The sequence below is a fragment of the Sphingopyxis lindanitolerans genome, from assembly GCF_002993885.1.
Taxonomy (GTDB): domain Bacteria; phylum Pseudomonadota; class Alphaproteobacteria; order Sphingomonadales; family Sphingomonadaceae; genus Sphingopyxis; species Sphingopyxis lindanitolerans.
Genome location: NZ_CM009578.1, coordinates 3449292 through 3472735, shown reverse-complemented (window position 1 = coordinate 3472735; position 23444 = coordinate 3449292). Strand labels below are relative to the sequence as shown.

At 67.9% G+C, this 23444-nt stretch carries 20 protein-coding genes; 12 read left to right on the top strand and 8 right to left on the bottom strand.

Annotated elements, in window-relative coordinates:
* Window positions 1-30: 30 nt before the first annotated feature.
* From gatB to CVO77_RS16475, 4 genes are all read right to left on the bottom strand, one after another.
* Window positions 31-1497 (bottom strand): Asp-tRNA(Asn)/Glu-tRNA(Gln) amidotransferase subunit GatB, encoded by a 1467-nt coding sequence (gene gatB, locus CVO77_RS16490; protein ID WP_105999985.1) that lies wholly within the window; start codon window positions 1495-1497, stop codon window positions 31-33.
* Window positions 1498-1606: 109 nt separating this feature from the next.
* On the bottom strand, window positions 1607-3088 hold the full coding sequence (gene gatA, locus CVO77_RS16485; RefSeq protein ID WP_105999984.1) for an Asp-tRNA(Asn)/Glu-tRNA(Gln) amidotransferase subunit GatA: 1482 nt from the start codon (window positions 3086-3088) through the stop codon (window positions 1607-1609).
* Window positions 3088-3390, bottom strand: coding sequence for an Asp-tRNA(Asn)/Glu-tRNA(Gln) amidotransferase subunit GatC (gene gatC / locus CVO77_RS16480; protein WP_105999983.1), 303 nt, complete (start codon window positions 3388-3390; stop codon window positions 3088-3090). Before gatC ends, gatA begins: the two co-directional genes overlap by 1 nt.
* A 76-nt stretch (window positions 3391-3466) precedes the next feature.
* The gene (locus tag CVO77_RS16475; RefSeq protein ID WP_105999982.1) at window positions 3467-5242 is read right to left on the bottom strand and encodes a DUF4153 domain-containing protein; all 1776 of its coding nucleotides are present in this window, start codon (window positions 5240-5242) and stop codon (window positions 3467-3469) included.
* A gap of 184 nt (window positions 5243-5426) precedes the next feature.
* Between CVO77_RS16475 and CVO77_RS16470 the strand changes: the two genes are divergently transcribed.
* The 5 genes from CVO77_RS16470 to CVO77_RS16450 all read left to right on the top strand — a co-directional run bounded on the left by CVO77_RS16470 (window position 5427) and on the right by CVO77_RS16450 (window position 11159).
* Complete coding sequence (locus CVO77_RS16470; RefSeq protein WP_106000901.1) at window positions 5427-6707, top strand: DUF3089 domain-containing protein; 1281 nt, start codon at window positions 5427-5429, stop codon at window positions 6705-6707.
* A 32-nt stretch (window positions 6708-6739) separates the two neighbouring features.
* Window positions 6740-7198: a Holliday junction resolvase RuvX gene (ruvX, locus tag CVO77_RS16465; protein WP_105999981.1), complete on the top strand. Its 459-nt coding sequence runs from the start codon at window positions 6740-6742 to the stop codon at window positions 7196-7198.
* A 194-nt stretch (window positions 7199-7392) separates the two neighbouring features.
* Window positions 7393-8388 carry an aspartate carbamoyltransferase catalytic subunit gene (locus tag CVO77_RS16460; RefSeq protein WP_105999980.1) on the top strand — a complete coding sequence of 332 codons (996 nt, stop codon included), beginning with the start codon at window positions 7393-7395 and terminating at the stop codon, window positions 8386-8388.
* Window positions 8379-9593, top strand: a complete 1215-nt coding sequence (locus CVO77_RS16455) for a dihydroorotase (RefSeq protein ID WP_105999979.1) — start codon at window positions 8379-8381, stop codon at window positions 9591-9593. Before CVO77_RS16460 ends, CVO77_RS16455 begins: the two co-directional genes overlap by 10 nt.
* Window positions 9594-9998: 405 nt before the next feature.
* The gene (locus CVO77_RS16450) at window positions 9999-11159 is read left to right on the top strand and encodes a helix-turn-helix transcriptional regulator (RefSeq protein ID WP_105999978.1); all 1161 of its coding nucleotides are present in this window, start codon (window positions 9999-10001) and stop codon (window positions 11157-11159) included.
* 358 nt (window positions 11160-11517) lie between these two features.
* Here the strand turns inward: CVO77_RS16450 and CVO77_RS16445 are convergent, their stop codons facing one another.
* The 3 genes from CVO77_RS16445 to CVO77_RS16435 are packed head-to-tail and all read right to left on the bottom strand — an operon-like array spanning window position 11518 to window position 14387.
* A complete protein-coding gene (locus CVO77_RS16445; RefSeq protein WP_105999977.1) occupies window positions 11518-12948 on the bottom strand; it encodes an SPOR domain-containing protein in 1431 nt (476 codons plus the stop codon).
* 20 nt (window positions 12949-12968) lie between these two features.
* Window positions 12969-13652: a hypothetical protein gene (locus CVO77_RS16440; protein ID WP_105999976.1), complete on the bottom strand. Its 684-nt coding sequence runs from the start codon at window positions 13650-13652 to the stop codon at window positions 12969-12971.
* Between the two features lie 12 nt (window positions 13653-13664).
* On the bottom strand, window positions 13665-14387 hold the full coding sequence (locus tag CVO77_RS16435) for a ParA family protein (protein WP_105999975.1): 723 nt from the start codon (window positions 14385-14387) through the stop codon (window positions 13665-13667).
* 231 nt (window positions 14388-14618) lie between these two features.
* On the opposite strand from CVO77_RS16435, the gene CVO77_RS16430 reads away from it, so the two are divergent.
* Window positions 14619-15791, top strand: a complete 1173-nt coding sequence (locus CVO77_RS16430; RefSeq protein WP_105999974.1) for an SPOR domain-containing protein — start codon at window positions 14619-14621, stop codon at window positions 15789-15791.
* 265 nt (window positions 15792-16056) lie between these two features.
* Here the strand turns inward: CVO77_RS16430 and serB are convergent, their stop codons facing one another.
* Window positions 16057-16941, bottom strand: coding sequence for a phosphoserine phosphatase SerB (gene serB / locus CVO77_RS16425; protein ID WP_105999973.1), 885 nt, complete (start codon window positions 16939-16941; stop codon window positions 16057-16059).
* Between serB and miaA the strand changes: the two genes are divergently transcribed.
* The 6 genes from miaA to bioD all read left to right on the top strand — a co-directional run bounded on the left by miaA (window position 16940) and on the right by bioD (window position 23421).
* On the top strand, window positions 16940-17902 hold the full coding sequence (gene miaA / locus CVO77_RS16420) for a tRNA (adenosine(37)-N6)-dimethylallyltransferase MiaA (RefSeq protein WP_105999972.1): 963 nt from the start codon (window positions 16940-16942) through the stop codon (window positions 17900-17902). The genes serB and miaA overlap by 2 nt on opposite strands.
* A gap of 75 nt (window positions 17903-17977) precedes the next feature.
* Window positions 17978-19732: a biosynthetic-type acetolactate synthase large subunit gene (gene ilvB, locus CVO77_RS16415; RefSeq protein WP_192878839.1), complete on the top strand. Its 1755-nt coding sequence runs from the start codon at window positions 17978-17980 to the stop codon at window positions 19730-19732.
* Between the two features lie 148 nt (window positions 19733-19880).
* Window positions 19881-20396 (top strand): acetolactate synthase small subunit, encoded by a 516-nt coding sequence (gene ilvN, locus CVO77_RS16410; protein ID WP_105999970.1) that lies wholly within the window; start codon window positions 19881-19883, stop codon window positions 20394-20396.
* Window positions 20397-20517: 121 nt separating this feature from the next.
* Complete coding sequence (gene ilvC, locus CVO77_RS16405) at window positions 20518-21552, top strand: ketol-acid reductoisomerase (protein WP_105999969.1); 1035 nt, start codon at window positions 20518-20520, stop codon at window positions 21550-21552.
* Between the two features lie 124 nt (window positions 21553-21676).
* Window positions 21677-22813 carry an 8-amino-7-oxononanoate synthase gene (locus CVO77_RS16400; RefSeq protein WP_105999968.1) on the top strand — a complete coding sequence of 379 codons (1137 nt, stop codon included), beginning with the start codon at window positions 21677-21679 and terminating at the stop codon, window positions 22811-22813.
* Window positions 22813-23421, top strand: coding sequence for a dethiobiotin synthase (bioD, locus tag CVO77_RS16395; RefSeq protein ID WP_192878838.1), 609 nt, complete (start codon window positions 22813-22815; stop codon window positions 23419-23421). The genes CVO77_RS16400 and bioD overlap by 1 nt, the downstream gene beginning before the upstream one ends.
* The last annotated feature ends 23 nt before the right edge of the window (window positions 23422-23444 follow it).

Sequence of the window (23444 nt, the reverse complement as noted above, 5' to 3'; positions counted from 1 at the left end):
CACGCCGACACCATCCCGCACCGCGCCCGATCAGCCGAGCGCCTTCTTCAGCAGTTCGTTGACCACCTGCGGATTCGCCTTGCCCTGCATCGCCTTCATCGTCTGGCCGACGAAGAAGCCGAACAGTGCTTCCTTGCCGCCCTTATACTGCGCGACCTTGTCGGCATTGGCGGCCAGGATCTTGGCGATCTCGGCCTCGATCGCGCCGGTGTCGCTCGTCTGCTTCAACCCGTCGCGCTCGACGATCACCCCCGCGGCATCGCCGCTCTCGAGCATCTTCTCGAACACAGCCTTGGCGATCGTCCCCGAAATCGTGCCATCGGCGACGAGGCCGAGCAGTTCGGCGGCGTGCGTGGGCGAAACCGGCGAATCGGCAATGTCGCGGCCCATGCGGTTCAAGGCGCCGAACAGCTCGCTCGTCACCCAGTTCGCGGCGGCGACCGGCTTCGCGCCTGCATCGAGCAAGGTGTCGAACCAGCGCGCCGCCTCGACCTCGGCGGTCAGCACATCGGCGTTATAGGCGCTGATTCCCGCCGCCAGATAGCGCGCGCGCTTGGCGTCGGGCAGCTCGGGCAGGCTCGCGCGGCATTCGGCCAGAAACGCATCGTCCAACTCGAGCGGCAACAGGTCGGGATCGGGGAAATAGCGATAGTCGTGCGCATCTTCCTTCGACCGCATCGAGCGCGTTTCATTGCGGTCGGGATCGTAAAGCCGCGTTTCCTGCACCACCGTGCCGCCGCTTTCGATCAGTTCGACCTGCCGCTTCGCCTCGCCCTCGATCACCGCCATCACGAAGCGCACCGAATTGACGTTCTTGGTCTCGGTGCGCGTCCCGAACTCATCGCCCGGCTTGCGGACGCTGACATTGACGTCGGCGCGCATCGAGCCTTCTTCCATATTGCCGTCGCACGACCCGACATAGCGCAGGATCGAGCGCAGCTTGCGCACATACGCTCCAGCTTCTGCGGGCGAGCGCATGTCGGGGCGCGAGACGATCTCCATCAGCGCGACGCCCGAGCGGTTGAGGTCGACATAGGACATCGTCGGATGCTGGTCGTGCATCAGCTTGCCGGCGTCCTGCTCGACATGGATGCGCTCGACCCCGATCACCTTGGCTTTGGGCAGGCCAGCCTTTTCATCGGCCTCGATCGTCAGCGAACCTTCGCCGACAATCGGATGATAAAGCTGCGAAATCTGGTAACCCTGCGGCAGATCGGCATAGAAATAATTCTTGCGGTCGAACCGCGAATATTTGTTGATCTGCGCCTCGATCGCCATCCCCGTGCGCACCGCCTGGCGGATGCACTCGCGGTTCGGCACCGGCAGCATCCCCGGCATCGCGGCGTCGACCAGCGACACCTGCGTGTTCGGCTCCGCCCCGAACGCCGTCGCGGCGCCCGAGAACAGCTTGGCGTTGGTGGTGATCTGGGCGTGAACCTCGAGGCCGATCACGACCTCCCACTCGCCAGTTTCGCCCTTGATGCGGTAATCCGTCATTTCAAATCCTCAGTGTGTCCCCGCGAAGGCGGGGATCCATCTCCCGCCGCCTCGACCTGGAACCATCCGGAGATGGACCCCCGCCTTCGCGGGGGAACAGTCCCATTAACTACCACCACTTCTCCGCGCGCGCCGTAAACCCAGCGCGTTCCTCGATCGCCAGCCCGGCGTTCAGCACGCCCTGCTCGTCAAAAGCCTTGCCGATGATCTGCAACCCCAGCGGCAGCCCTTCGCGGTTCAGCGCCGCGGGCACCGACATCGCGGGCAGACCCGCAAGGCTGGCGGGCACCGCGAACACGTCGTTCAGATACATCGCCAGCGGATCGGCCATCTTCTCGCCCAGCCCGAACGCCGCCGACGGCGCGGTCGGCGCGAGGATCACGTCGCACGCCCCGAACGCCGCCTCGAAATCGCGCGCGATCAGCGTCCTGACCTTCTGTGCCTGCGTGTAATAGGCATCGTAGAAGCCCGCCGACAGCACATAGGTGCCGATCATGATCCGGCGCTTGACCTCGGGTCCGAAGCCATCGGCGCGCGTCGCGGCATACATATCCTGCAACCCCGCCCCATCGGGCAGATCGCGCAGACCATAACGCACGCCGTCATAGCGCGCGAGGTTCGACGACGCCTCGGCGGGCGCGATGATATAATAGGCCGGCAGCGCATATTTGGTGTGCGGCAGGCTGATTTCGACGACCGCGGCCCCCGCATCCTTGAGCATCGCGATGCCCGCATCCCACATCGCGTCGATGTCGGGGTCGATGCCCTCCAATCGATATTCCTTGGGAATACCAACCGTCTTTCCCTTGAGATCGCTCGACAAAGCCGCTTCCCAATCGGGCACCGGCAGGTTCAGGCTCGTCGCGTCCTTCGGATCGAAGCCCGCCATATTTTCGAGCATGATCGCGCAGTCCTGCACCGTCCGCGCCATCGGCCCCGCCTGGTCGAGCGAGCTGGCGAACGCCACGATGCCCCAGCGCGAGCAGCGGCCGTACGTCGGCTTGATCCCCGAAATGCCGGTAAAGGCCGCGGGCTGGCGGATCGAGCCGCCGGTGTCGGTCCCGGTCGCCGCGGGACAGAGCCGCGCCGCGATCGCCGACGACGACCCGCCCGACGACCCGCCCGGTGCCAGCGCCGCGTTGCCGCCATCGTTGCGCTTCCATGGGCTAAGGACATTGCCGAAATAGCTCGTCTCGTTCGACGACCCCATCGCGAACTGGTCGAGGTTCAGCTTGCCGAGCATCCCCGCGCCCGCGTCCCACAATTTCTGCGACACGGTCGATTCATAGCGCGGCACGAACCCTTCGAGCATATGGCTCGCCGCGGTCGTCTGGACGCCGTTGGTCGCGAACAGATCCTTCATCCCGATCGGCACGCCCGACAGGGCTTTGAGCGTCCCCGCCGCGCGATCGGCGTCGGCCGCCTTCGCGGCGGCGAGCGCAAGCTCGGGCGTCTCGACGATGAACGCATTGAGCGCCTTCGCCCCTGCGACATTCGCGCTGAACGCCTCGGCCACTTCAACGGCGCTGAAATCGCCCGCGCGGTGCCCGTCGCGAATCTGCGCGACGGTCAGGTTGGTCAGCTCGGTCATTATTCGATCACCTTGGGAACACCGAAAAAGCCGTGCATCGCCGCCGGCGCGTTCGCCAGCACGTCATCACGCCGCCCGCCGCCGGTCAGCGGATCGGCATCGACGACATCGTCGCGCAGGCGGAGCGTGTTCGGGATGACCGCGGTCATCGGCTCGACCCCGGTCACATCGACCTCGCCGAGTTGCTCGACCCATCCGAGGATGGCGTTCAATTCGCCTTCCATCGCGGCGGCTTCGGCATCGCTGATCGCGATGCGCGCCAGCGACGCTATTTTCCTGACTGTTGCCTGATCGATCGTCATTCATATCGCCTTATCGGGAGAAGCTGCGCCGCTAGCATCCCGCCCGCCGCGCTTCAAGCGGCGCCGACGCCGATGATTATGGGAAATTGTCGCCGAGCGGCTTGCCGTTCACGAACAATTGGCGCCGCGCCACCGGCCGGACCTCGACCGTCGCCTTCGCCAGATCGACGGCTGTCCCCAGCGTCGCCGGCGCCAGGCTGGGCGGATGTTCGTCATATTGGCGCCACTGGCGGGTGACGGCCACGCGCTCGAAAAGGGTGACATGATCGCCAAGCCGCGCCACCACGATATGGTCGTCGTCGATCCGATAGGCGATGCACGGCTGGCTCAGGCAATATCCGCTCTCGTCGATCGCGGCATAGGCGTCGGGCGCCAGCGCCGCGCCTGCGGGCAGAACGCGCAGCTTGTCCTCGATCGGCTTCGCCGCGACCACCGCATCGTCGCCGCGACGCGGGTCGGACTGCGGCGCTTCGCCCCGATATTTCGCCTTCAGGGCGATTTTCGCGAGACCGGCGCGCTCCTTTTGCGGCGATTTTTCCAGCGCCTCAAGCGCGCGGCGCCCGGCGGGTCCGAAATCGAACGCCATCGCCGCCCAGTCGAATTTATCGGCCTTCACCGCCCCCGACGTCAGCCGCGCAAGCTGATCGCGGGTCGAGATGGCGCCGAAATCGAGGACCGGCAGCGCCAGGATCGTCGCCAGCAGCATCAGGCCGATCGCCAGCTTCTGCTGCAACGGGCGCAGCAGCTCGTCGAAATCATGACGCCCCCGGACGACCGACCACAGCCCCGCCGCGCCATAGGCGAGCGCGATCGCCGCCGCGATCACCCCCCAGATGCGCTCGGGGGTCCAGCCATATTGCACCACCCGCAAATACATCGAATAAAAGGCGATCGCGGCCAGCGGCAGCACCGCGGCGACCAGCGCCGCCGCCGCGACATGCAGCAGGCGATTGCCCGCCCGCTCGTCGCGCCCGTTGCCGACCGCGGCATTGGCGAGCAGCACCGCGAAGGCGGCGGCCGCCATCATCAGCGCCGCGGTCGAAAAACCCGATTCCCACAGCGGGGTCAGCCCGGTGCCGATCAACGACAGCAGGAACAACACCAGCGCGGCCGCGAGCACCGGGGCCAGCACCGCAAGCACGATCATCACCAGCCGCTGCAAGGTCGCGACGAGCCGGTCGCGCTCGCGCAGCAGGCCGACGCTGCCGCCGAACGCCGCCCCCGCGAGCATCCAGCCGAACCATTCGCCATTGAGCAACCGCTCGATCAGGTCGATCCCGATCAGCTTGAACATCTGCCCGATCAGGACGATCAGCAGGAAGGTGATGCCGACGAACGCCAGCCCCGCCGCGCCGATCACCGCATCGGCCCAGGCATGGCTGTGCAGCCGCGCATAGGGCATCTGCCACAGCCGCCAGAAACGCCAGTCGGGCGCGACGTCGCGCCGCGTCTGGAACAAGGGCGTCGCGACGAGCACCGCGAGAATCCCCGACCAGAACGGCCATTCGAAGGGCGATCCGCCGACATTATAGCCCGCCGCATGCCAGGCGATCAGCCCGATGACGGCGCCCCACGCCAGCGCGAACCCCGCCGCCCAGTGCCAGCGCCGCCGCTCGACCCCCAGCAGGAATACCACTGTCGCGACCGCGACGAACGCCGCGAGCGCATCGCGCAAGGGCGCGGGCCCGACGCCATAGTCGCGATCGACCAACCCGTAAAAGATCAGCCCCGCAAGCGTGCCGACCGCCGCGAGCAGCCACGGCCGCAGCGGCCACGGCAGGTCATTCTCGTCGAGGCGCGCCGAAAGGCGGGGCGACTCGGAGGCGGGCGGGCTGGCGGGCGCATCGGTCATGCGCAACGTCTACCTTCTATATTCGTCATGCTGAACCTGTTTCAGCATCCATGACCCACCCTCCCGGCCCGCGCAGCGCTCCATTCGAGGACAGTCCATGGACCCTGAAACAAGTTCAAGGTGACGCCTCTGGGAAGGGCGGCTAGAGACTCGCCCATCCTCTCCCTCCCCCATGGAGCCCCCTTTGGCCCGCAAATTCCTCTATGCCGTCGCCGCGATCATTCTCCTCATCCTCGGAGTCGGCATCGCCTATCAGCTCAATCCCGGCTGGTTCGGGCGCGTCGCCTTCGTGCCGAGCACCGAATTCGTCGAGCAGACGGTCGCCCCGCCGAACGCCTATGATGACCCCAAAATGTGGTTCTCGCGCCCCGGTCTCGACGCCGACCCGTCGGACTGGCGCCCGCCCGCGACCGACGAAGCGGGGCAGGCAAAGGACGCCGCGGGCAAGCTGATCCCGCCCGCCAAGGCCGCGCCCTCCGCCGATGCGGCCGAAACACCCTTTCCCAAAGGCGACGCCGCGATCTTCTTCGTCCACCCGACGAGCTATTACAGCAAGGCGAGCTGGAACGCCCCGCTCGACGACGCCGACGCCAATTATCGCGCCAAGCTTTTCATGCAGGGCATGGCGAGCGCGTTCGGCGACGCGGGCGAGGTGTGGGCGCCGCGCTACCGCCAGGCGACGCTCGGCGCCTTCCTGGCCGAGGATCGCGTCACCGCGGGCAAGGCGATCGACGCTGCCTATCGCGACGTCGAACAGGCATTCGACGCCTTCCTCGCCTCGATCCCCAAGAACAAGCCGATCATCCTCGCGGGCCACAGCCAGGGCGCGCTGCACATCGAAATGCTGATCAAGAACCGGATCGCCGGCACCCCGCTCGCGAAACGGATCGTCGCCGCCTATGTCATCGGCTGGCCGATCAGCATCGACACCGACATCGCCGGCCTCGGCCTTCCCGCCTGTCAGACGCCGGAACAGAAGGGCTGCATCCTGTCGTGGGCGAGCTTCGCCGAGCCCGCCGACACCGCGATGGTCACCGGCGCCTATGACGGCACGATCGGCTTCGACGGCCGCCCGCGCGCGGACACGCGGATGCTGTGCACCAACCCGCTCACCGGCATTCCCGACACCGCCGCCGGCCCCGACGCCAATATCGGCACGCTGAAACCCAGCGCCGGTTTCAAGGCGGGCACACTGATCGCGGGCAAGGTCGGCGCCCGCTGCGACGACGACCGCGGCTTCCTGCTGATCGGCGATGCCGATGCCGCGAAAAATTACGTCGTCGCGGGCTATGTGCTGCCGGGCAATAATTACCATGTCTATGACATCACCCTGTTCTGGGCGAACGTCCGCGCCGACGTGCTGCGGCGGCTGGCGACCTATGAAGGCAAGCCCTCGCCAGTCCCGGCTCCGGCGCCGCCGGTCGCGGTCCCCATCGCGGCTATTCCGGCAACGCCCAAATCCTGATTCCGTTCGTGTCGAACGGTTAGAGAGGTTTGATGATCACCACCCTCGCCCCCGATTTCGCCGCCGCGCTGCCGAATGGCGGCCGCCTCGCGGGGCTCGATGTCGGGACCAAGACGATCGGCGTCGCGTTCTGCGATGTGAACTGGAGCTTCGCGACCCCCGACAAGACCATCATCCGCACGAAATTCGCCGCCGACCTCGCAACATTGAAAAGCCTGTTCGCGGCGCAATCCATCGTCGGCCTTATCGTCGGCCTGCCGCTCAACATGGACGGCAGCGACAGCCCGCGCACCCAAAGCACCCGCGCCTTTGCGCGCAACCTCGCCCCGCTCGGGCTTCCCCTGCTCCTGTGGGACGAGCGCTGGTCGACCGCCGCGGTCGAACGCGCGATGATCGCCGCCGACGTCAGCCGCGCCAAGCGCGCGACCCGCATCGACAGCGCCGCCGCCGCCTTCATCCTGCAAGGCGCGATCGACGCGATGACGCGCTAATCCTCCCCCGGCGGGGGAGGGGGACCACCCGCAGGGTGGTGGAGGGGCACAGGCGGTTTACGCCGCGCCCGCGCCTCGGCCGAAGCGTCCGCCAGCACCTGCCCCTCCACCATGCTTCGCATGGTCCCCCTCCCCGTTCCGGGGAGGATCTTTGCTTGCGAAAATCGCAAGCCTATCCTAGACGCTGCCCTTTAATGACACCCTCCACCACCCGACCCGCCAGCGACTATCCGCCCGGCGGCGATGCCTTTCGCCATCGCCACCTGACCGGCATCGCCCAGCTCACCCCTTGGGAGATCAGCTACGTCCTCGACGCGGCCGAACAATGGGTCGAAATGAACCGCAGCGGCGCCGCCAAGCATGACGACCGGCTCGCCGGGCTGACCATCATCAACGCCTTTTTCGAAAATTCGACGCGCACCCTGCTGTCGTTCGAGATCGCGGGAAAGCGGCTCGGCGCCGACGTCGTCAACATGCACGCCGCACAGTCGAGCGTGAAGAAGGGCGAGACGCTGATCGACACGGCGATGACGCTCAACGCGATGCGCGCCGACGCGATCGTCATCCGCCATGCCTCGTCGGGCGCGGTGCAGCTTATCGCCGACAAGGTCGACTGCCCGGTGCTCAACGCTGGCGACGGCCGCCACGAGCATCCGACGCAGGCGCTGCTCGACGCGCTGACGATCCGCCGCCGCCTGGGCAAGGTCGAGGGGCTGACCGTCGCGATCTGCGGCGACGTGCTGCACAGCCGCGTCGCGCGCTCGAACATCCTCGCGCTCACGCTGCTCGGCAACGAGGTGCGCGTCGTCGCGCCGCCGACTTTGATCCCGCCCGCGATCGAGCGGATGCACGTCCAGACCTTCACGGACATGGACGAGGGACTGAAGGACGCCGACGTCGTGATGATGCTCCGCCTTCAGAACGAGCGGATGGACGGCGCCTATCTGCCCAGCCCGCGCGAATATCACGCGCTTTATGGCCTGACGCCCAAGCGGCTCGAACGCGCGAGGCCCGATGCGATCGTCATGCACCCCGGCCCGATGAACCGCGGGGTCGAGATCGACAGCAGCATCGCCGACCACCCCACCCGCTCGACGATCACCGAACAGGTCGAAATGGGGGTCGCCGTCCGCATGGCCTGCCTCGACATTTTGACACGCCGCAAGCGGGGAGTAGCGGGATGGAACTGAACCCGCTCCTGATCACGAACGCGCGCCTGCTCGGCGGTGAGACCGTCAGCCTGCTCGTCGCCCACGGCCGCATCGCCGCGCTCAACCCGGCCGAAATCCCCGACGGCTGCGAGCGTATCGACGCCAAGGGCCAGTGGCTCGCCCCCGGCATCATCGACCTCGGCGTTTTCGCGACCGACAAGCCGGCTTTCCACTTCGGCGGCATCACCCGCGCCGCGCTGATGCCCGACAGCGGCCCGCTCGACAATTCAGGGCTGGTCGAGCGCGCCGCCAAGGGCGGCAAGCCCGACCTCTGGGTCCACCCGCTCGCCGCCGCCACCAAGGGCCTCGCGGGCAAGGAACTCGCCGAGATCGGCCTGATGAAACAGGCGGGCGCGCGCGCCGTCGCCACCGGCCGCGCGCGCATCGCCGACGCCGGGGTGATGCGCCGCGTCCTCGCCTACGCCGCCGCGCTCGGCCTCACCGTCATCGCGCATGCCGAGGATGAAGGCCTGACCCACGGCGCGGTCGCGACCGATGGCGAGATGGCGACGCGGCTCGGCCTCGCCTCGGCCCCCGCGATCGCCGAAGCGATGGCGATCGCGCGCGACCTTTGCCTGGTCGAGGAAACCGGCGCGCCGATCCATTTCCGCCAGGTCACCACCGCGCGCGGGTTGGGCCTCGTCCGCGAGGCCAAGGCACGCGGCCTCCCCGTCACCTGCGGCATCACCCCCGCGCATCTCTTCCTTTCGGACACCGCGATCGGCGATTTTCGCACCTTCGCGCGGCTGTCGCCGCCGCTCCGCTCGGAAGACGATCGCCACGCCTGCCTCGCCGCCGTCGCCGACGGCACGATCGACATCCTCGCCTCGGGTCACGATCCGCGCGGGCCGGAGGACAAGCGCCTCCCCTTTGCCGAGGCGCTTCCCGGCATGGCGGGCGCCGAGACCCTGCTCGCGATGGGGCTGCAACTCGTCCGCGACGGCCATGTCACCCCCGCGCGCCTGTTCGACCTGCTCGCCGCGAACCCGGCCAAGCTGCTCGGCCTCGACGTCGGCCGCCTCGCGCCGGGGTGCGAGGCCGACCTGATCCTGATCAACGACGGCACACCGTGGCAGGTCGATGCAAAGAAGATGGCGGCCTGGGCCGGCAACACCCCCTTCGACGGCATGCCGGTGCAGGGCCGCGCAACGATGCTATGGAAGGGCGGCCAGCGCATCCGCTGACATTGGATAGCGCCGATGGGTGGCATCAGGGTAGCCCCCTACCATGTTCCCTCGCGAAGGCGGAGGCCCATCACCTGCCATCTCGTTATCGGGCAGAGCATGTTCAGAACAATATGCCGGGAGATGGACCCCCGCCTTCGCGGGGGAACAAGCTCCGCCGAGGCCGTGACAGCCGCCGCGACAGGCAAAAAAGGAAGCCCGTCGGCGAACCGGCGGGCTTCGAGAAAAAACGGAACGACCATGGTGGATCATCCCGTGCCTGGGTCGCCCGGCGTGAATGGCCGATCGCGGTGACGATTTCGCTACCCGATCGGGTAGCATTGCAATTTTTTCCGCCGCATTGTTTCTACGTCAGGGGACGTCCGCGACGAATCCCGCCGCCGCTCTTTTCAGCCGGGGACAAGCGTGCCGATCGAACCCGTTACGACATCGACCGAGGACGACACCGCCGCCGAGTGGGAGGTGCTGAACGCGCTGATCGGCCGCATCTATGATTCGGTGCTCCATCCCGAACGCTGGAACGACACGCTCGCGCGCATCACCGGCGCGCTCTGCCCACTGCGCTGGGAATCGGCCTTCATCCTGTGGGAAAGCAACCATCCGCCGCGCGCGCACTTCGTCGCCGCCTCGGGCCTCGCCGCGGGGCTTCAGGAAATCTACACCGCGGTCTACGCCGGGACGAACAGTTGGTCGCAGCGATTCTCGCGCTACCCGAACGGCAGCGTCGTCGACAGCTACGACATCGTCACCCGCGAGGAATTTTACGAGACCGAGTTTTTCCGCAACTTCCTGATGCCCTATGGGATCGACCGGCTCGTCGGCGTGCTGCTCGACCGGCGCGAGGGCGAGCGACTGGGGCTGATGATCCCCGGCCCCGGCGACCGCGACACCGAAAAGCTGAAGCGCGGCCTGCGCATCCTCGCGCCGCATATCCAGCGCGCGATGCGGATCAGCGACCGCATCGCCTCGCTCGAACTCGCGGCCGGCGCCGCGCGCGCCGCCGCCGACGCCGCGCCCTTCGCGATCTTCAGCCTCGACGAGCAACTGGCTATCCTCGCCGCGAACAGCCGCGCCGCGCGCTATGCCGAGGCGGGCTTCATCCGTCTCGCCGGCGACCGTTTCGCTTTCACCCACGGCGCCAGCCAGAAAAAGCTGCTCGACCTCGCCCGCGGTCCCGCGCCCGCGGGCCTCGCCTTTCAGGCGGTGAGCGAGGCGGGCGCCGAATGCCCGGTGCTCGCCGCGCGCATCACGCGCCAGTCGGCGGAGCAGATCGGCGGCGTGCAGTTCGGCGCCGCGCTGGTCGTCACCCTCGGCAGCGCGCCGGGCGAAACCCCGGTGATCGAGATCGACCGCGTCGCGCAATGGTTCGGCCTGACCCCCGCCGAAGCGCGCCTCGCGGTCGCCCTCGCGGCCGGGCAGACGCTCCAGGACTATGCCGCCCTCCGCGCCGTCAGCCTCAACGCCGTGCGCTTCCTGCTCAAAGGCATTTTCCGCAAGACCGGCGCAACCAGCCAGGCCCAACTCGTCGCGACGCTGGCGCGGCTGCCGGGAAGCTCGCAGGGCTGAAGGCGGCTTTGGGGTGGAGAGCGGACGTTTCCGATCCTCCCCGGCACGGGGAGGGGGACCATGCGAAGCATGGTGGAGGGGCACAGTCGGCCTGCCTTGCCGTTGAAATAATATGCGCGACCCAGCGTTGGAAATGTGCGGCTCTTTCGGCCGAACGCGGCGCAAACCTCCTGTGCCCCTCCACCACCCTTCGGGTGGTCCCCCTCCCCCCGTGGGGGAGGATCGCTTTTGGCCGCTATCGGTCGTTAGCCCCAAAACAGAAAAGAGGCGCGGCCCCGCAGCCGCGCCCCTCCCCTGTCCTCCCGCTTGCGGGAGGCCCCCAAACTTCGCCCTCGCTTGCGCGAGGCCCCCAAATCGTTCAGCGCGCCGCCATGCGCACCGGCTTTGCCACCGACGCCCACTGGATGCTCTCGCTGCCGCCCATCTGGCGGATGAAGCAGGCCTGACCCTTGGCCTTGAGTTCGCCGCACAGCATCGACGCATCGCTGCGGGTCGCAAGGCCGTTGACGGTCAGGCGATAGAAGGTGCGGCCGTTCACCACCGCGGCGTGGCTCGATGCCGGATATTGGCCGAGCATCGCGCTCCGCCGTTTCAGCACGCCCCATTTTTCCTTGGCGATGCCCAGGCTGTCATAGGCGCCGAGTTGCACCGCCCAGCCCGAAGGCTTGCTGGCGTTGAAGGCCATCGCCTTGGGCAGGATCTTCGTCGCCAGTTCCAGCGCCTGCTGCTGCGCCGGGCGAATCGCCTCGACGCGCCCGCCCGCGACACGTGGCGCGGCGCGATAGGGTTTGGCGTCGGCCAGAATGATCTCGGCCGGTTTCGGCTGCGGCAGTTCGGTGACCGGCACGACGCCATTTTCGTCGCGCGTCGGCATCGGCAGTTCGACCGTGCGGATCGGGCTCGGATCGGCCGAAGCGAGCACCGGCGCGGCCTCGACAGGCGGCGGCGGTGCAAAAGTCGCGACGGGCGCCGGGTCGGCGACCGGCGCCGGGTCGGCGCTCGCCAGTTCGATCGGCGCGTCGGCGGCCGCCATGGCGGCGCCGTCGGCATTGTTCAGCGCCAGGCGCACCGGCATGCCGGCGTCGGCCTGCGCGGCGGTGCCGAGCAGGCTGGCGACGCGCAGGCGCGCATCGGGCTGTTCGGCGAGCTTCGACCATTCGAGCATCCGCGCCTCGACCTTGTCGAGCGACAAATCCTGCGCGGCCAGGATGCGCGCCTGCGCCCAGCGGCCCGACAGCGCGAACGCCAGCGCCAGATTCTGCCGCGTCCGCGCGGTGGCGTCGGGCGCCCGCGCGGCTTCGGTCAGCATATAGATCGCCGAATTGGTGTCGCCGGTCAGCGCCAGCGCAAGGCCCATGTCCGATGCCGGAACGACGTTGAAATTGCGCTTCAACAGATCGCCCGCCTGATCATTCTTGCCCTGCGCGATATAGGCGAGAGTCAGCGCGATAACGGTATTGCTGTCCTTCGCGCCCAGTTCCATCGCATCGCTCAGCGCCGAAGTCGCCGACGAAAAGCGCCCGTCGTTAAGATAAGCCTGGCCCAGCAAGGCGCGATAGCCCGCGTCGCGCGGGCTTGCGGCGACCGCGGCTTCGGCGAGCGCGACCGCCTTGGTCGGCTTGCCGGCTTCCAGCGCGTCGCGCGCCTTGTCGGCGGCCTTCGCGGCGGTCGCGGGCGCACGGTTCGATTCGGGCGCGGCGTTCGCCATCTTCGCCATCCCGCTGCATCCGGTGACGACGCTCAGCGCGAAGCCCGAAACCGCGAGGTTCCTCAGCAATTTGCGGTTCATCGAATATCCCCCCATGTCGTTCAGGACGCCAGTGTCCGGCGCGCCGGCCGTGCCGCCGGCAGGCGGCTCGCCATCGCGTCGATTTCGGGCAGCGACGCCAGATATTCGTCGAGCAGGTCGATCAGGATGACCTGCGACGAGCGGTTCGTCACCGCGCTCGCAAGGCGCAGGCGCAGGTGGCGCTCGGCATCGAGGCGCAGCGTGAACGCCGCTTTCTCGCGTGCCCGCAGCGCCCGCGGCGCGCGCTCCGTTTTCGGCTTCGGCGCCGGACGCGCCTCGACCTTGCGCGCCACGGCGGCGACGCGGTCGATCAGCGATTCCTGCTGACGCACGATCTCGGGAACCTCGACCGTTTCGGGGACGAAGTCCGGCGCCAGCGCGTCGGAGAACTCGGGCGCGAATTCGGGCATCAGGGCATGACCCGGCGCGTCGGCAACGGCCTGTTCGGCCTCGGCATTGTGCATCAGCACCGATCCGGCGAGCAGCGGTTTCAGGTCGACCATGCGCGCGGGTTCGGTCGCCGCATTCTGGTCGGGGTCGACATCATAACCCATGTCGTTCCAGCCCAGATCGTCATAGCCTTCACCGGCCATCGGCGCGGTGGGACCGCTGCCCAGCGGGGCGCGGCGCATCGCGGGACGCGCGCCGCCCTTGCGGGCAAGCAGTCCGGCGGACAGCGAAGCGAGAGGTTTGGGTTCGCCCATCTTCCCGCTCCCTTACTGGCCAGCGATGCGGCGGCCGAAGCCACCGCCCATCGGGCGGACGGTGCCATAGCCCGGCTGCGCGGGCATCGGCGAGGAGAAGATGGTGCGGCGGAAATTCTTTTCCAGCCGATCGTTGATATAGGTCCACAGCTGGCGGATTTCCTCGGCCGATCGGCCGTTGGGATCGACTTCCATCACCGTGCGGCCGTCGATCATCGACGCGGCATAATCGGTGCGATGGTGCAGCGTGATCGGCGCGACGGTGCCGTGCTGCGACAGCGCGACCGCGGCCTCGCTGGTGATCTTCGCCTTGGGGGTCGCACCGTTGACGACGAACACCAACGGCTTGCCCGCGCGTTCGCACAGGTCGACGGTGGCGCCGACGGCGCGCAGGTCGTGCGGGCTGGGGCGGGTCGGGACGACGATCAGCTCGGCGACCGAAATCACGCTCTGGATCGCCATGGTGATCGCCGGCGGCGTATCGATGACCGCCAGCTTGAAGCCCTGCTGGCGCAAGATCTCGAGGTCGGAGGCCAGCCGCGCGACGGTGGTCTGCGCAAAGGCCGGAAGGTCGGTTTCGCGCTCGTTCCACCAATCGGCGAGCGAGCCTTGCGGGTCGATGTCGATGAGCACCACCGGCCCGGCGCCGGCGAGCTGCGCCTGCACCGCAAGGTGCCCCGACAGGGTGGTCTTTCCCGACCCGCCTTTCTGTGAAGCCAATGCCAAAACGCGCACTATTGTCCCCCTCGACAATCTGAAATCGGCGACGGGATGCCATGCAGGGCGCTAAAATTGAGTTAACGATGATAAAAAGACGGTAAACGGGTTGCGCACAGCTATGGTAAAGGGATCGTTGATCTCATCCTGTCCCGATCCGGCACGGAGTCGGTTCACCCCCAGGGGATGCTAACAGGCTGTTAGCCATTTAGGGATAGGGCCGCCGTCGCAAGTCACTGGAGAAAGAAGATGCGATCTTTCCGCGCCGCCGCCTTTCTGGCCCTGCCGCTCCTCGCGCTCGCCGCGCCCGCGCACGCCGATGTCAAGGCGGGCGTCGACGCCTGGCAGGCGGGCGATTATCAAAAAGCGGTCGCCGAATGGCGCCCGCTCGCGGTGGCGGGCGACGCCGATGCCGAATTCAACCTCGGCCAGGCCTACAAGCTTGGCCGCGGGGTTCCCGCCGACCTCGTCCAGGCCGAAAGCTGGTATCGCCGTGCCGCGAAGCAGGGCCACCTCCAGGCCGAGGATAATCTCGGCCTCATCCTCTTCACCGCGAACAAGCGCGACGAGGCGATGCCCTATATCAAGGATTCGGCCGCGCGCGGCGAACCGCGGGCGCAATATGTCCTCGGCACCGCGATGTTCAACGGCGACTATGCCGCGAAGGACTGGCCGCGCGCCTATGCGCTGACCAAGCGCGCGAGCGACGCCGGGCTCGGCATCGCCTCGGCGCGGCTCGTCCAGCTCGACAATCTGATCTCGCTCGACCAGCGCCAGGCCGGGCTCGCGATGCTGCCGCAGATCGAAAAGGACGAAGCGCGCGCGCGCCTCGCCGCGGTGAACGCCGCCGCGCCGCCCGCCCCCGCCAAGCCCGTACCGTCGCCGATCAGGATCGCGAGCCTGCCGGTCTCGGCGCCCGGCGCCACCTACACGCCGCCGCCGGTGATCGCGCCCGCACCGGCCCCGGCGAAACCCGCGCCGACGCTCTCGACCCCGGCCGCCGTCGCCGCCGCGACCGCCGCCAGCGAAGCCACCGCCGCCGCCGCTGCGGCGAGGGGCGGCACGCCCGGCACCAGCTACGCCGCGCCGCCCGAAAGCGGCAAACTGCCGCCGAAGGCCCAACCGGCCCCAAAACCCGCGCCGCAACCCGCGCCGCAACCCGCGAAGGCCGTCGCCGTCCACACCGGCACCAGCTCGTGGCGCGCGCAGTTCGGCGCCTTCGGGGTCGAAGCGAACGCGCGCAATCTGTGGAAGACGCTCCAGAAATCCTATCCCGCGGTCGCCGGGCGCTCGCCCGTCTATGCCAAGGCGGGCGCCGTCACCCGCCTCCAGACCGCCGGTTTCGCCAGCAAGGCCGACGCCGAGACCCTCTGCGCCACGGTCCGCAAGCGCGGCCAGGCATGCCTGGTGGTCAGCCAATAGGGCCTTCCGTTCCGTCGGCTTAGGGGTGGGAAGCGGCCGTGGGTCTCCTAGGGGAAACCCAATAGACCGCATCCCCGAGCGAAGACGAGGGGCTCGTTCGAGCGGAGCGAGAACCGCGCGCCTCCGCTGCCTCGACTTCGCTCGGCAGAGCCCCTCGTCTTCGCTCGGGGATGCGGCTTCTATGACGGCTCGCCACGCTGATTGCGGCAACAACTGCTCGAAACCGGCTGTCCCCATTCCGGGACCGCAGTCCCCCGCCTCGCCCCTACCCCAGCACCCAGCTCCGCCGCGAATAGCCCTGCGCCCAGAGCAGCGCGGTCAGATCGTGATGCCGGATCACCGCGGCGGCGGCTTCGGCGGCGGCGGGGTGCGGGTAATAGCCGACGCCCAGCCCCGCCGCGGTCAGCATCGGAATATCGTTCGCGCCATCGCCGACCGCCAGCGTGTCGCCCAGCGGCAGGCCGTGCTTCGCCGCTTCGCGCTTCAGCGTCTCGAGCTTGGCGTCCTTGTCGACGATCGGCTCACTCACCGTGCCGGTCAGCTTGCCGTCCTCGATCAGCAGCCTGTTCGCGACGACCGTGTCGAACCCGATCGCTTCGCCCACCGGCCCCGCGAAGGCGGTGAAGCCCCCCGTCACCAGCACCGAATGCGCGCCATGCGCCTTCATCGTCTGGACCAGCGTGCGCGCGCCGCGGGTCAGCCGCACGCGCTCGACCCGGCATTCGGCCAGCACGCTCTCGTCCAGCCCGCGCAGCAGCGCGACCCGTTCGGTCAGCGCGCCGCGAAAATCGACCTCGCCGCGCATCGCCTTCGCCGTGATCGCCGCGACCTGGTCCTTGATCCCGGCATAATCGGCCAGTTCGTCGATACATTCGACCGTGATCATCGTCGAATCCATGTCGGCGATGATCAATTTCTTGGTGCGGTCGCCGAACGGCTGGACGACGACGTCGAGCGTGCCATGATCCATTTTCGCCAGTTCGGCGCGCGCGCTGACCAGGCTGCCCTGAAAGAAGATATCGGCCGCGTCATGCTCGTCGATCCAGTGCGGAGCGCCGACATCGTGCCCCGTCGTGTCGAGCCGGTCGATCGCTTCGCGAACCACCTCGTCGGTGAGCTTCCCGGCTGCTATCAGCGTGGCAACGAACATGGCTTCTCCTTCTGTCTCTTCCATTCGCGGGCGACCGCCCGTCGTGCTTATCGCCGGACCCACGGCCAGCGGCAAGAGCGCTTTGGCGGTCGCGGTCGCGAAAGCCTGTGGCGACGCGATCGTCGTCAACGCCGACGCGAGCCAGGTCTATGCCGACCTCGCCATCCTGTCGGCGCGCCCGACGACGGCGGAGATGGGCGGCGTTCCTCACCATCTCTTCGGCCATATCGACGCAGCCGAGGCGCATAATGTCGCGCGCTGGGCGGCCGAAGCACGCGATGCGATCGGCCGCGCCCACGCGGCGGGGAATATTCCCATCCTCGTCGGCGGCACCGGCCTCTATCTGCGCACCTTGCTGTTCGGCATCGCCCCGGTGCCCGCGATCGACCCCGACATCCGCGCCGCCGTCCGCGCGCTGCCGGTCCCCGAAGCCCATGCCGCGCTGGTCCAGGCCGATCCCGAAGCCGCCGCGCGGCTGAACCCCGCCGACACCACCCGCGTCGCCCGCGCGCTCGAGGTCGTCCGCGCGACCGGCCGCACGCTCGGCGACTGGCAGCAGGCGCGTGAGGGCGGCATCATCGATGCGATCACCCTCGCCCCGCTGGTCCTCCTCCCCCCGCGCGATGAACTGCGCGAACGGTGCGACCGGCGCCTCGTCCAGATGTTCGAGCAGGGCGCGATCGCCGAGGTCGAGGCGTTGCTGGCCCGCGATCTCGACCCCGATCTTCCCGCGATGCGCGCGATCGGCGTGCCGCAGATCGCGGCTTACCTCGCCGGCGCGATCGGCCGCGACGACGCGCTGACGCAGGCGCAGGCCGCCACCCGCCAATATGCCAAGCGCCAATTCACCTGGTTACGCCACCAGCCGCCCGCCGATTGGCTGCGCCACGCAATGTCATTAAACATCGATTCCATCTATGAATTAGCAATAATATTGCGTAATAGACTGTTGACAAGATAGAATCATATACCTATTGCCCGCAGCCTTGTTGCAGCGCACAAGCGCAGGCTTTAGCTGTTGAAAAGGAGTTTCGTCGTGACGGAAATGAGCGGTGCCGACATGGTGGTTCAGGCGCTGGTCGACCTTGGGGTCGACACAGTGTTCGGCTATCCGGGCGGCGCGGTCCTTCCCATCTATGACGCGCTCTACAAGCATCCGACGATCCAGCATATTCTCGTCCGCCACGAACAGGCGGCGACCCACGCGGCGGAGGGCTATGCGCGCTCGACCGGCAAGCCCGGCGTCGTGCTCGTCACCTCGGGCCCCGGCGCGACCAACGCCGTCACCGGCATCACCGACGCGCTGCTCGATTCGATCCCGATGGTCGTGCTGACCGGCCAGGTGCCGACGACCCTGATCGGCACCGACGCCTTCCAGGAATGCGACACCGTCGGCATCACGCGCCACTGCACCAAGCATAATTATCTGGTGATGGACCCCGACCGGCTCGGCCCGATCATGCACGAGGCCTTCCATATCGCGACCCACGGCCGCCCCGGCCCGGTGGTGATCGACATTCCGAAGAATGTGCAGGTCGCGACCGGCACCTATTCGGTGCCCGAGATCATCCAGCACGCGAGCTACCGCCCGCAGGTCAACCCCGACGCGAGCGCGATCGCCGCCGCGATCGACATGATCGCCGCGTCCGAACGCCCGGTCTTCTACACCGGCGGCGGCGTGATCAACGCCGGTCCCGGCGCCAGCGCGGCGCTGCGCCAGCTCGTGTCGCTGACCGGCGCGCCGATCACCTCGACCTTGATGGGCCTCGGCGCCTTTCCCGCCGACGATCCGAAATGGCTCGGCATGCTCGGCATGCACGGCACCTATGAATCGAACATGGCGATGAACCGCGCCGACCTGATCATCGCGGTCGGCGCGCGCTTCGACGACCGCGTCACCGGCCGCCTCGATGCCTTCGCGCCCGAGGCGAAGAAGATTCACATCGACATCGACCGCAGCTCGATCAACAAGATCGTCCCCATCGACCTCGCGATCGTCGGCGACGCCGGCCGCGCGCTCGACGCGCTGGTCGCGGCGTGGGCCGACCGGGGCCACAAGGCGCGCGACCTGGGCGAATGGTGGCGCCGCGTCGACGGCTGGCGCGCGACGCGCTGCCTCGACTTCCCCGAAAAGAAGGAGCCGGACGCCGACATCATGCCGCAGCGCGCGGTCAAGGCGCTGTTCGACGCGACCCGCGGCCGCGACCCGATCATCACGACCGAGGTCGGCCAGCATCAGATGTGGGCGGCGCAGCATTTCGGCTTCTCGGCCCCCAACCGCTGGCTGACCAGCGGCGGGCTCGGCACGATGGGCTATGGCTTTCCCGCCGCGGTCGGCGCGCAGATCGCGCACCCGAACCGCCTCGTCGTCTGCATCGCGGGCGAAGCCAGCTTGCAGATGAACATCCAGGAAATGGGCACGGTCGCGCAATATCGCCTGCCGGTGAAGATCTTCATCCTCAACAATGAATGGATGGGGATGGTCCGCCAGTGGCAGGAACTGACCTACGAAAGCCGCTATTCGAACAGCTATTCGGACAGCCTGCCCGATTTCGTCAAGCTCGCCGACGCCTATGGCTGGACGGGCCTGCGCATCGACACGCTGGGTCAGCTCGAGAACGGCATCCGGACGATGATCGACACCCCCGGCCCGGTGATCGTCGACTGCCGCGTCGCCAAACTCGCCAACTGTTTCCCGATGATCCCGTCGGGCGCGGCGCACACCGACATGATCCTCCAGCCGAACGACATCGTCGGCACGATGGACGACGAAGCGAAAGCACTGGTGTGATGATGACAGCCGACACGATCCTCCCCCATCGGGGGAGGGGGACCATGCAAAGCATGGTGGAGGGGCACGTGCCCCATAGCGCAGCATTTGGGCGAGGGCGCCCCTCCACCACCTTCGGTGGTCCCCCTCCCCGTTCCGGGGAGGAATAATGAAAATCACCACCGAAGCCGGCGAGCGCCATGTGCTCGCCATCACCGTCGACAACGAAGCCGGGGTGCTCGCCAAGATCACCGGCCTGTTCACCGCGCGCGGCTATAATATCGAAAGCCTGACCGTGGCGGACATCACCGCCGACCACGCGCTGTCGCGCATCACCATCGTGACCTCGGGCCCGCCGCCGGTGATCGACCAGATCATCGCGCAGCTCGACCGGCTCGTCCCCGTCCACAAGGTCGTCGACCTTGCCGACCACGAGGCGCATGTCGAGCGCGAGATCGCGCTGGTCAAGGTCGCGGGCACCGGCGACAAGCGCATCGAGGCGCTGCGCATGGCCGACGTCTTTCGCGCCAAGGTGGTCGACACGACGCTGACCAGCTTCATCTTTGAAATCACCGGCAACAGCGACAAGGTCGACCGCTTCATCGCCCTGATGCGCGAATGCGGGCTGGTCGAGGTCGGCCGCACCGGCGTCGTCGCCATCGCCCGCGGCGCGGAGGCGCTTTAGAGTTTCTACACACCGTCATCCCGGCGAAGGCCGGGATCGCACCCTCGCGGCTTGCCGCACCGTCAAGATCCCGGCTTTCGCCGGGATGACAAATAATTGAGCACATGAAGGGGTTTTTCCTATGCAGGTTTACTACGATCGCGACGCCGACCAGGATCTGATCAAGAACAAGAAGGTCGCCATCCTCGGCTATGGCAGCCAGGGCCACGCCCATGCGCAGAATCTCCGCGACAGCGGCGTGCGCGAGGTCGCGATCGCGCTTCGTCCGGGTTCGGCGACCGCGAAGAAGGCCGAAGGCGCGGGTTTCAAGGTGCTGTCGAACAAGGAAGCCGCCGCCTGGGCCGATGTCATCATGATCGCCGCTCCCGACGAATTGCAGGCGAAAATCTATTATGACGACCTCGCCGACCATCTGAAGCCCGGCGCCGCGCTCGCGTTCGCGCATGGCCTCAACATCCATTTCGGGCTGATCGAGGCGCGCGACGACATCGACGTGTTCATGGTCGCGCCCAAGGGCCCCGGCCACACGGTGCGCAGCGAATATCAGCGCGGCGGCGGCGTCCCCTGTCTGATCGCGGTCGCGCAGGAAGCCAGCGGCAACAGCGGCAACGGCCACGCCAAGGCGCTCGCCTTGAGCTATGCCAGCGCCGTCGGCGGCGGCCGCAGCGGCATCATCGAAACCACCTTCAAGGAAGAGTGCGAGACCGACCTGTTCGGCGAGCAGGCGGTGCTCTGCGGCGGCGTCACCCACCTGATCCAGGCGGGTTTCGAAACGCTGGTCGAGGCGGGCTACGCCCCCGAAATGGCCTATTTCGAATGCCTCCACGAAACCAAGCTGATCGTCGATCTCCTCTATGAAGGCGGCATCGCCAACATGCGCTATTCGATCTCGAACACCGCCGAATATGGCGACATCAAGACCGGCCCGCGCATCATCACCGACGAGACCAAGGCCGAAATGAAGCGTGTCCTCGCCGACATCACGTCGGGCCGCTTCGTCAAGGATTTCGTCCTCGACAACCAGGCCGGCCAGCCCGAGCTGAAGGCGAGCCGCAAGGCCGCCGCCGCGCATCCGATCGAACAGACCGGCGCGCAGCTCCGCGCGATGATGCCGTGGATCGCCAAGAACAAGCTGGTCGACAAGGCGGTCAACTGACGCCCTGTTCTTCGTCGTCATGGCGAGGAGCGTAGCGACGAAGCAATCTCCAGCTATCGGCCTTGCGCAAGCAGAGGGCTGGAGATTGCTTCGCTCCGCTCGCAATGACGGGTAAGAGAGTTTGATGACCGCTTCTCCCTTCCACGCCCACCACAAGAACCTCGCCGCGCTCGCCGCCGACGACCGCCGCCGCGCGCTCGCCCCGCGCGCCGGGACCGACTTCGCCTCGAACGACTATCTCGCGCTCGCCGGCTCCTATGCGCTGAACGAAGCGCTCGCGGCGGGCGTCGCGCGCGGACTTCCCGCGGGGTCGGGCGGTTCGCGGCTGCTGCGCGGCAATCATGAAGAGCATGAGGCGCTCGAAGCCCACGCCGCGCGCCATTATGGCAGCGAGGCGGCGCTGTTCTTCCCCACCGGCTTCGCCGCCAACGCCGCGCTGTTCGCGACGCTGCCGCAGCGCGGCGACCTGGTGGTCCATGACGAGCTGATCCACGCCAGCGCGCACGACGGCATGAAGCTTGGCCGCGCCGGCCGCGTCGATGCCCGCCACAATGACGCGCAGGCGTTCGACGACATCATCGCGCGCTGGCGGCGCGGCGGCGGCAGCGGCACGCCGTGGATCGCGGTCGAAAGCCTCTATTCGATGGAGGGCGACCGCGCCCCGCTCGCCGATCTCGCCGCGGTCGCGGGCCGTCACGACGCGGTGCTCGTCGTCGACGAAGCCCATGCCACCGGCGTCTATGGCCCCGCGGGCCAGGGCCTCGCGCACGACCTCGCCCCGTGCGACAATCTGATCACGCTCCACACCTGCGGCAAGGCGCTCGGCTGCGAGGGCGCCCTGCTCTGCGGGCCCGCGATCGTCCGCGACTTCATCGTCAACCGCGGCCGCCCCTTCATCTTCTCGACCGCGCCGTCGCCGCTGATGGCGTCGCTCGTCCGCCAGGCGCTCGAAATCGTCGCGAACGAGCCCGAGCGGTCGGCGCGCCTTCACGGTCTCGTCCGCCATGCCGAAATGCGCCTCGCCGCGCTCGGCCTTCCCGCCAGCGGCAGCCAGATCATCCCGGTCGTCATCGGCGACAACGCCCGCACGATGCGGATCGCCGCTGCGCTGCAGGCGGCGGGCTTCGACGTCCGCGGCATCCGCCCGCCGACCGTCCCGCACGGCACCGCGCGCCTTCGCATCGCGATCACCCTCAACGTCGGCGAGCGTGAGGTCGACGCGATGACGGGCGCGCTCGCCGCCGCGATGGCCGACGCCTGATGCCGCGCTTCGTCGTCACCGGCACCGACACCGGCATCGGCAAGACCGTCTTTTCCGCCGCGCTCGCGGGCGCGCTCGGCATTCCCTATTGGAAGCCGATCCAGTCGGGCCTCGAAGACGAGACCGACAGCGAAGCCGTCGCGCGGCTCGCGGGCGTTCCCATCCATCCCGAGGGTTACCGCCTCGTCACCCCCGCTTCGCCGCACCGCGCCGCCGAGATCGACGGCATCATTCTCGACCCCGACGCCCTCACCCCACCCGCGGGCGACCTGCTCATCGAGGGCGCCGGCGGCGCGCTCGTTCCCGTCACCCGCACATGGCTCTACGCCGACCTGTTTGCGCGCTGGCAAATCCCCGTCATCGTCTGCGCGCGCACCGCCCTCGGCACGATCAACCACAGTCTGCTGACGATCGAGGCGCTGAAATCGCGCCGCGTGCCCGTACACGGCATCGCCTTCATCGGCGACGCGGTGGAAGACAGCGAGGCGATTATCGCGGAAATCGGCGGCGTGCGCCGATTGGGCCGTTTGCCGATCGTCGAGCCGCTGACGCCGGAAACGCTGTCCGCCGCGTTTCACACGAACTTCAACCTCGCAGATTTCCGATGACCTCTCCCTATTCGTCATTCCCG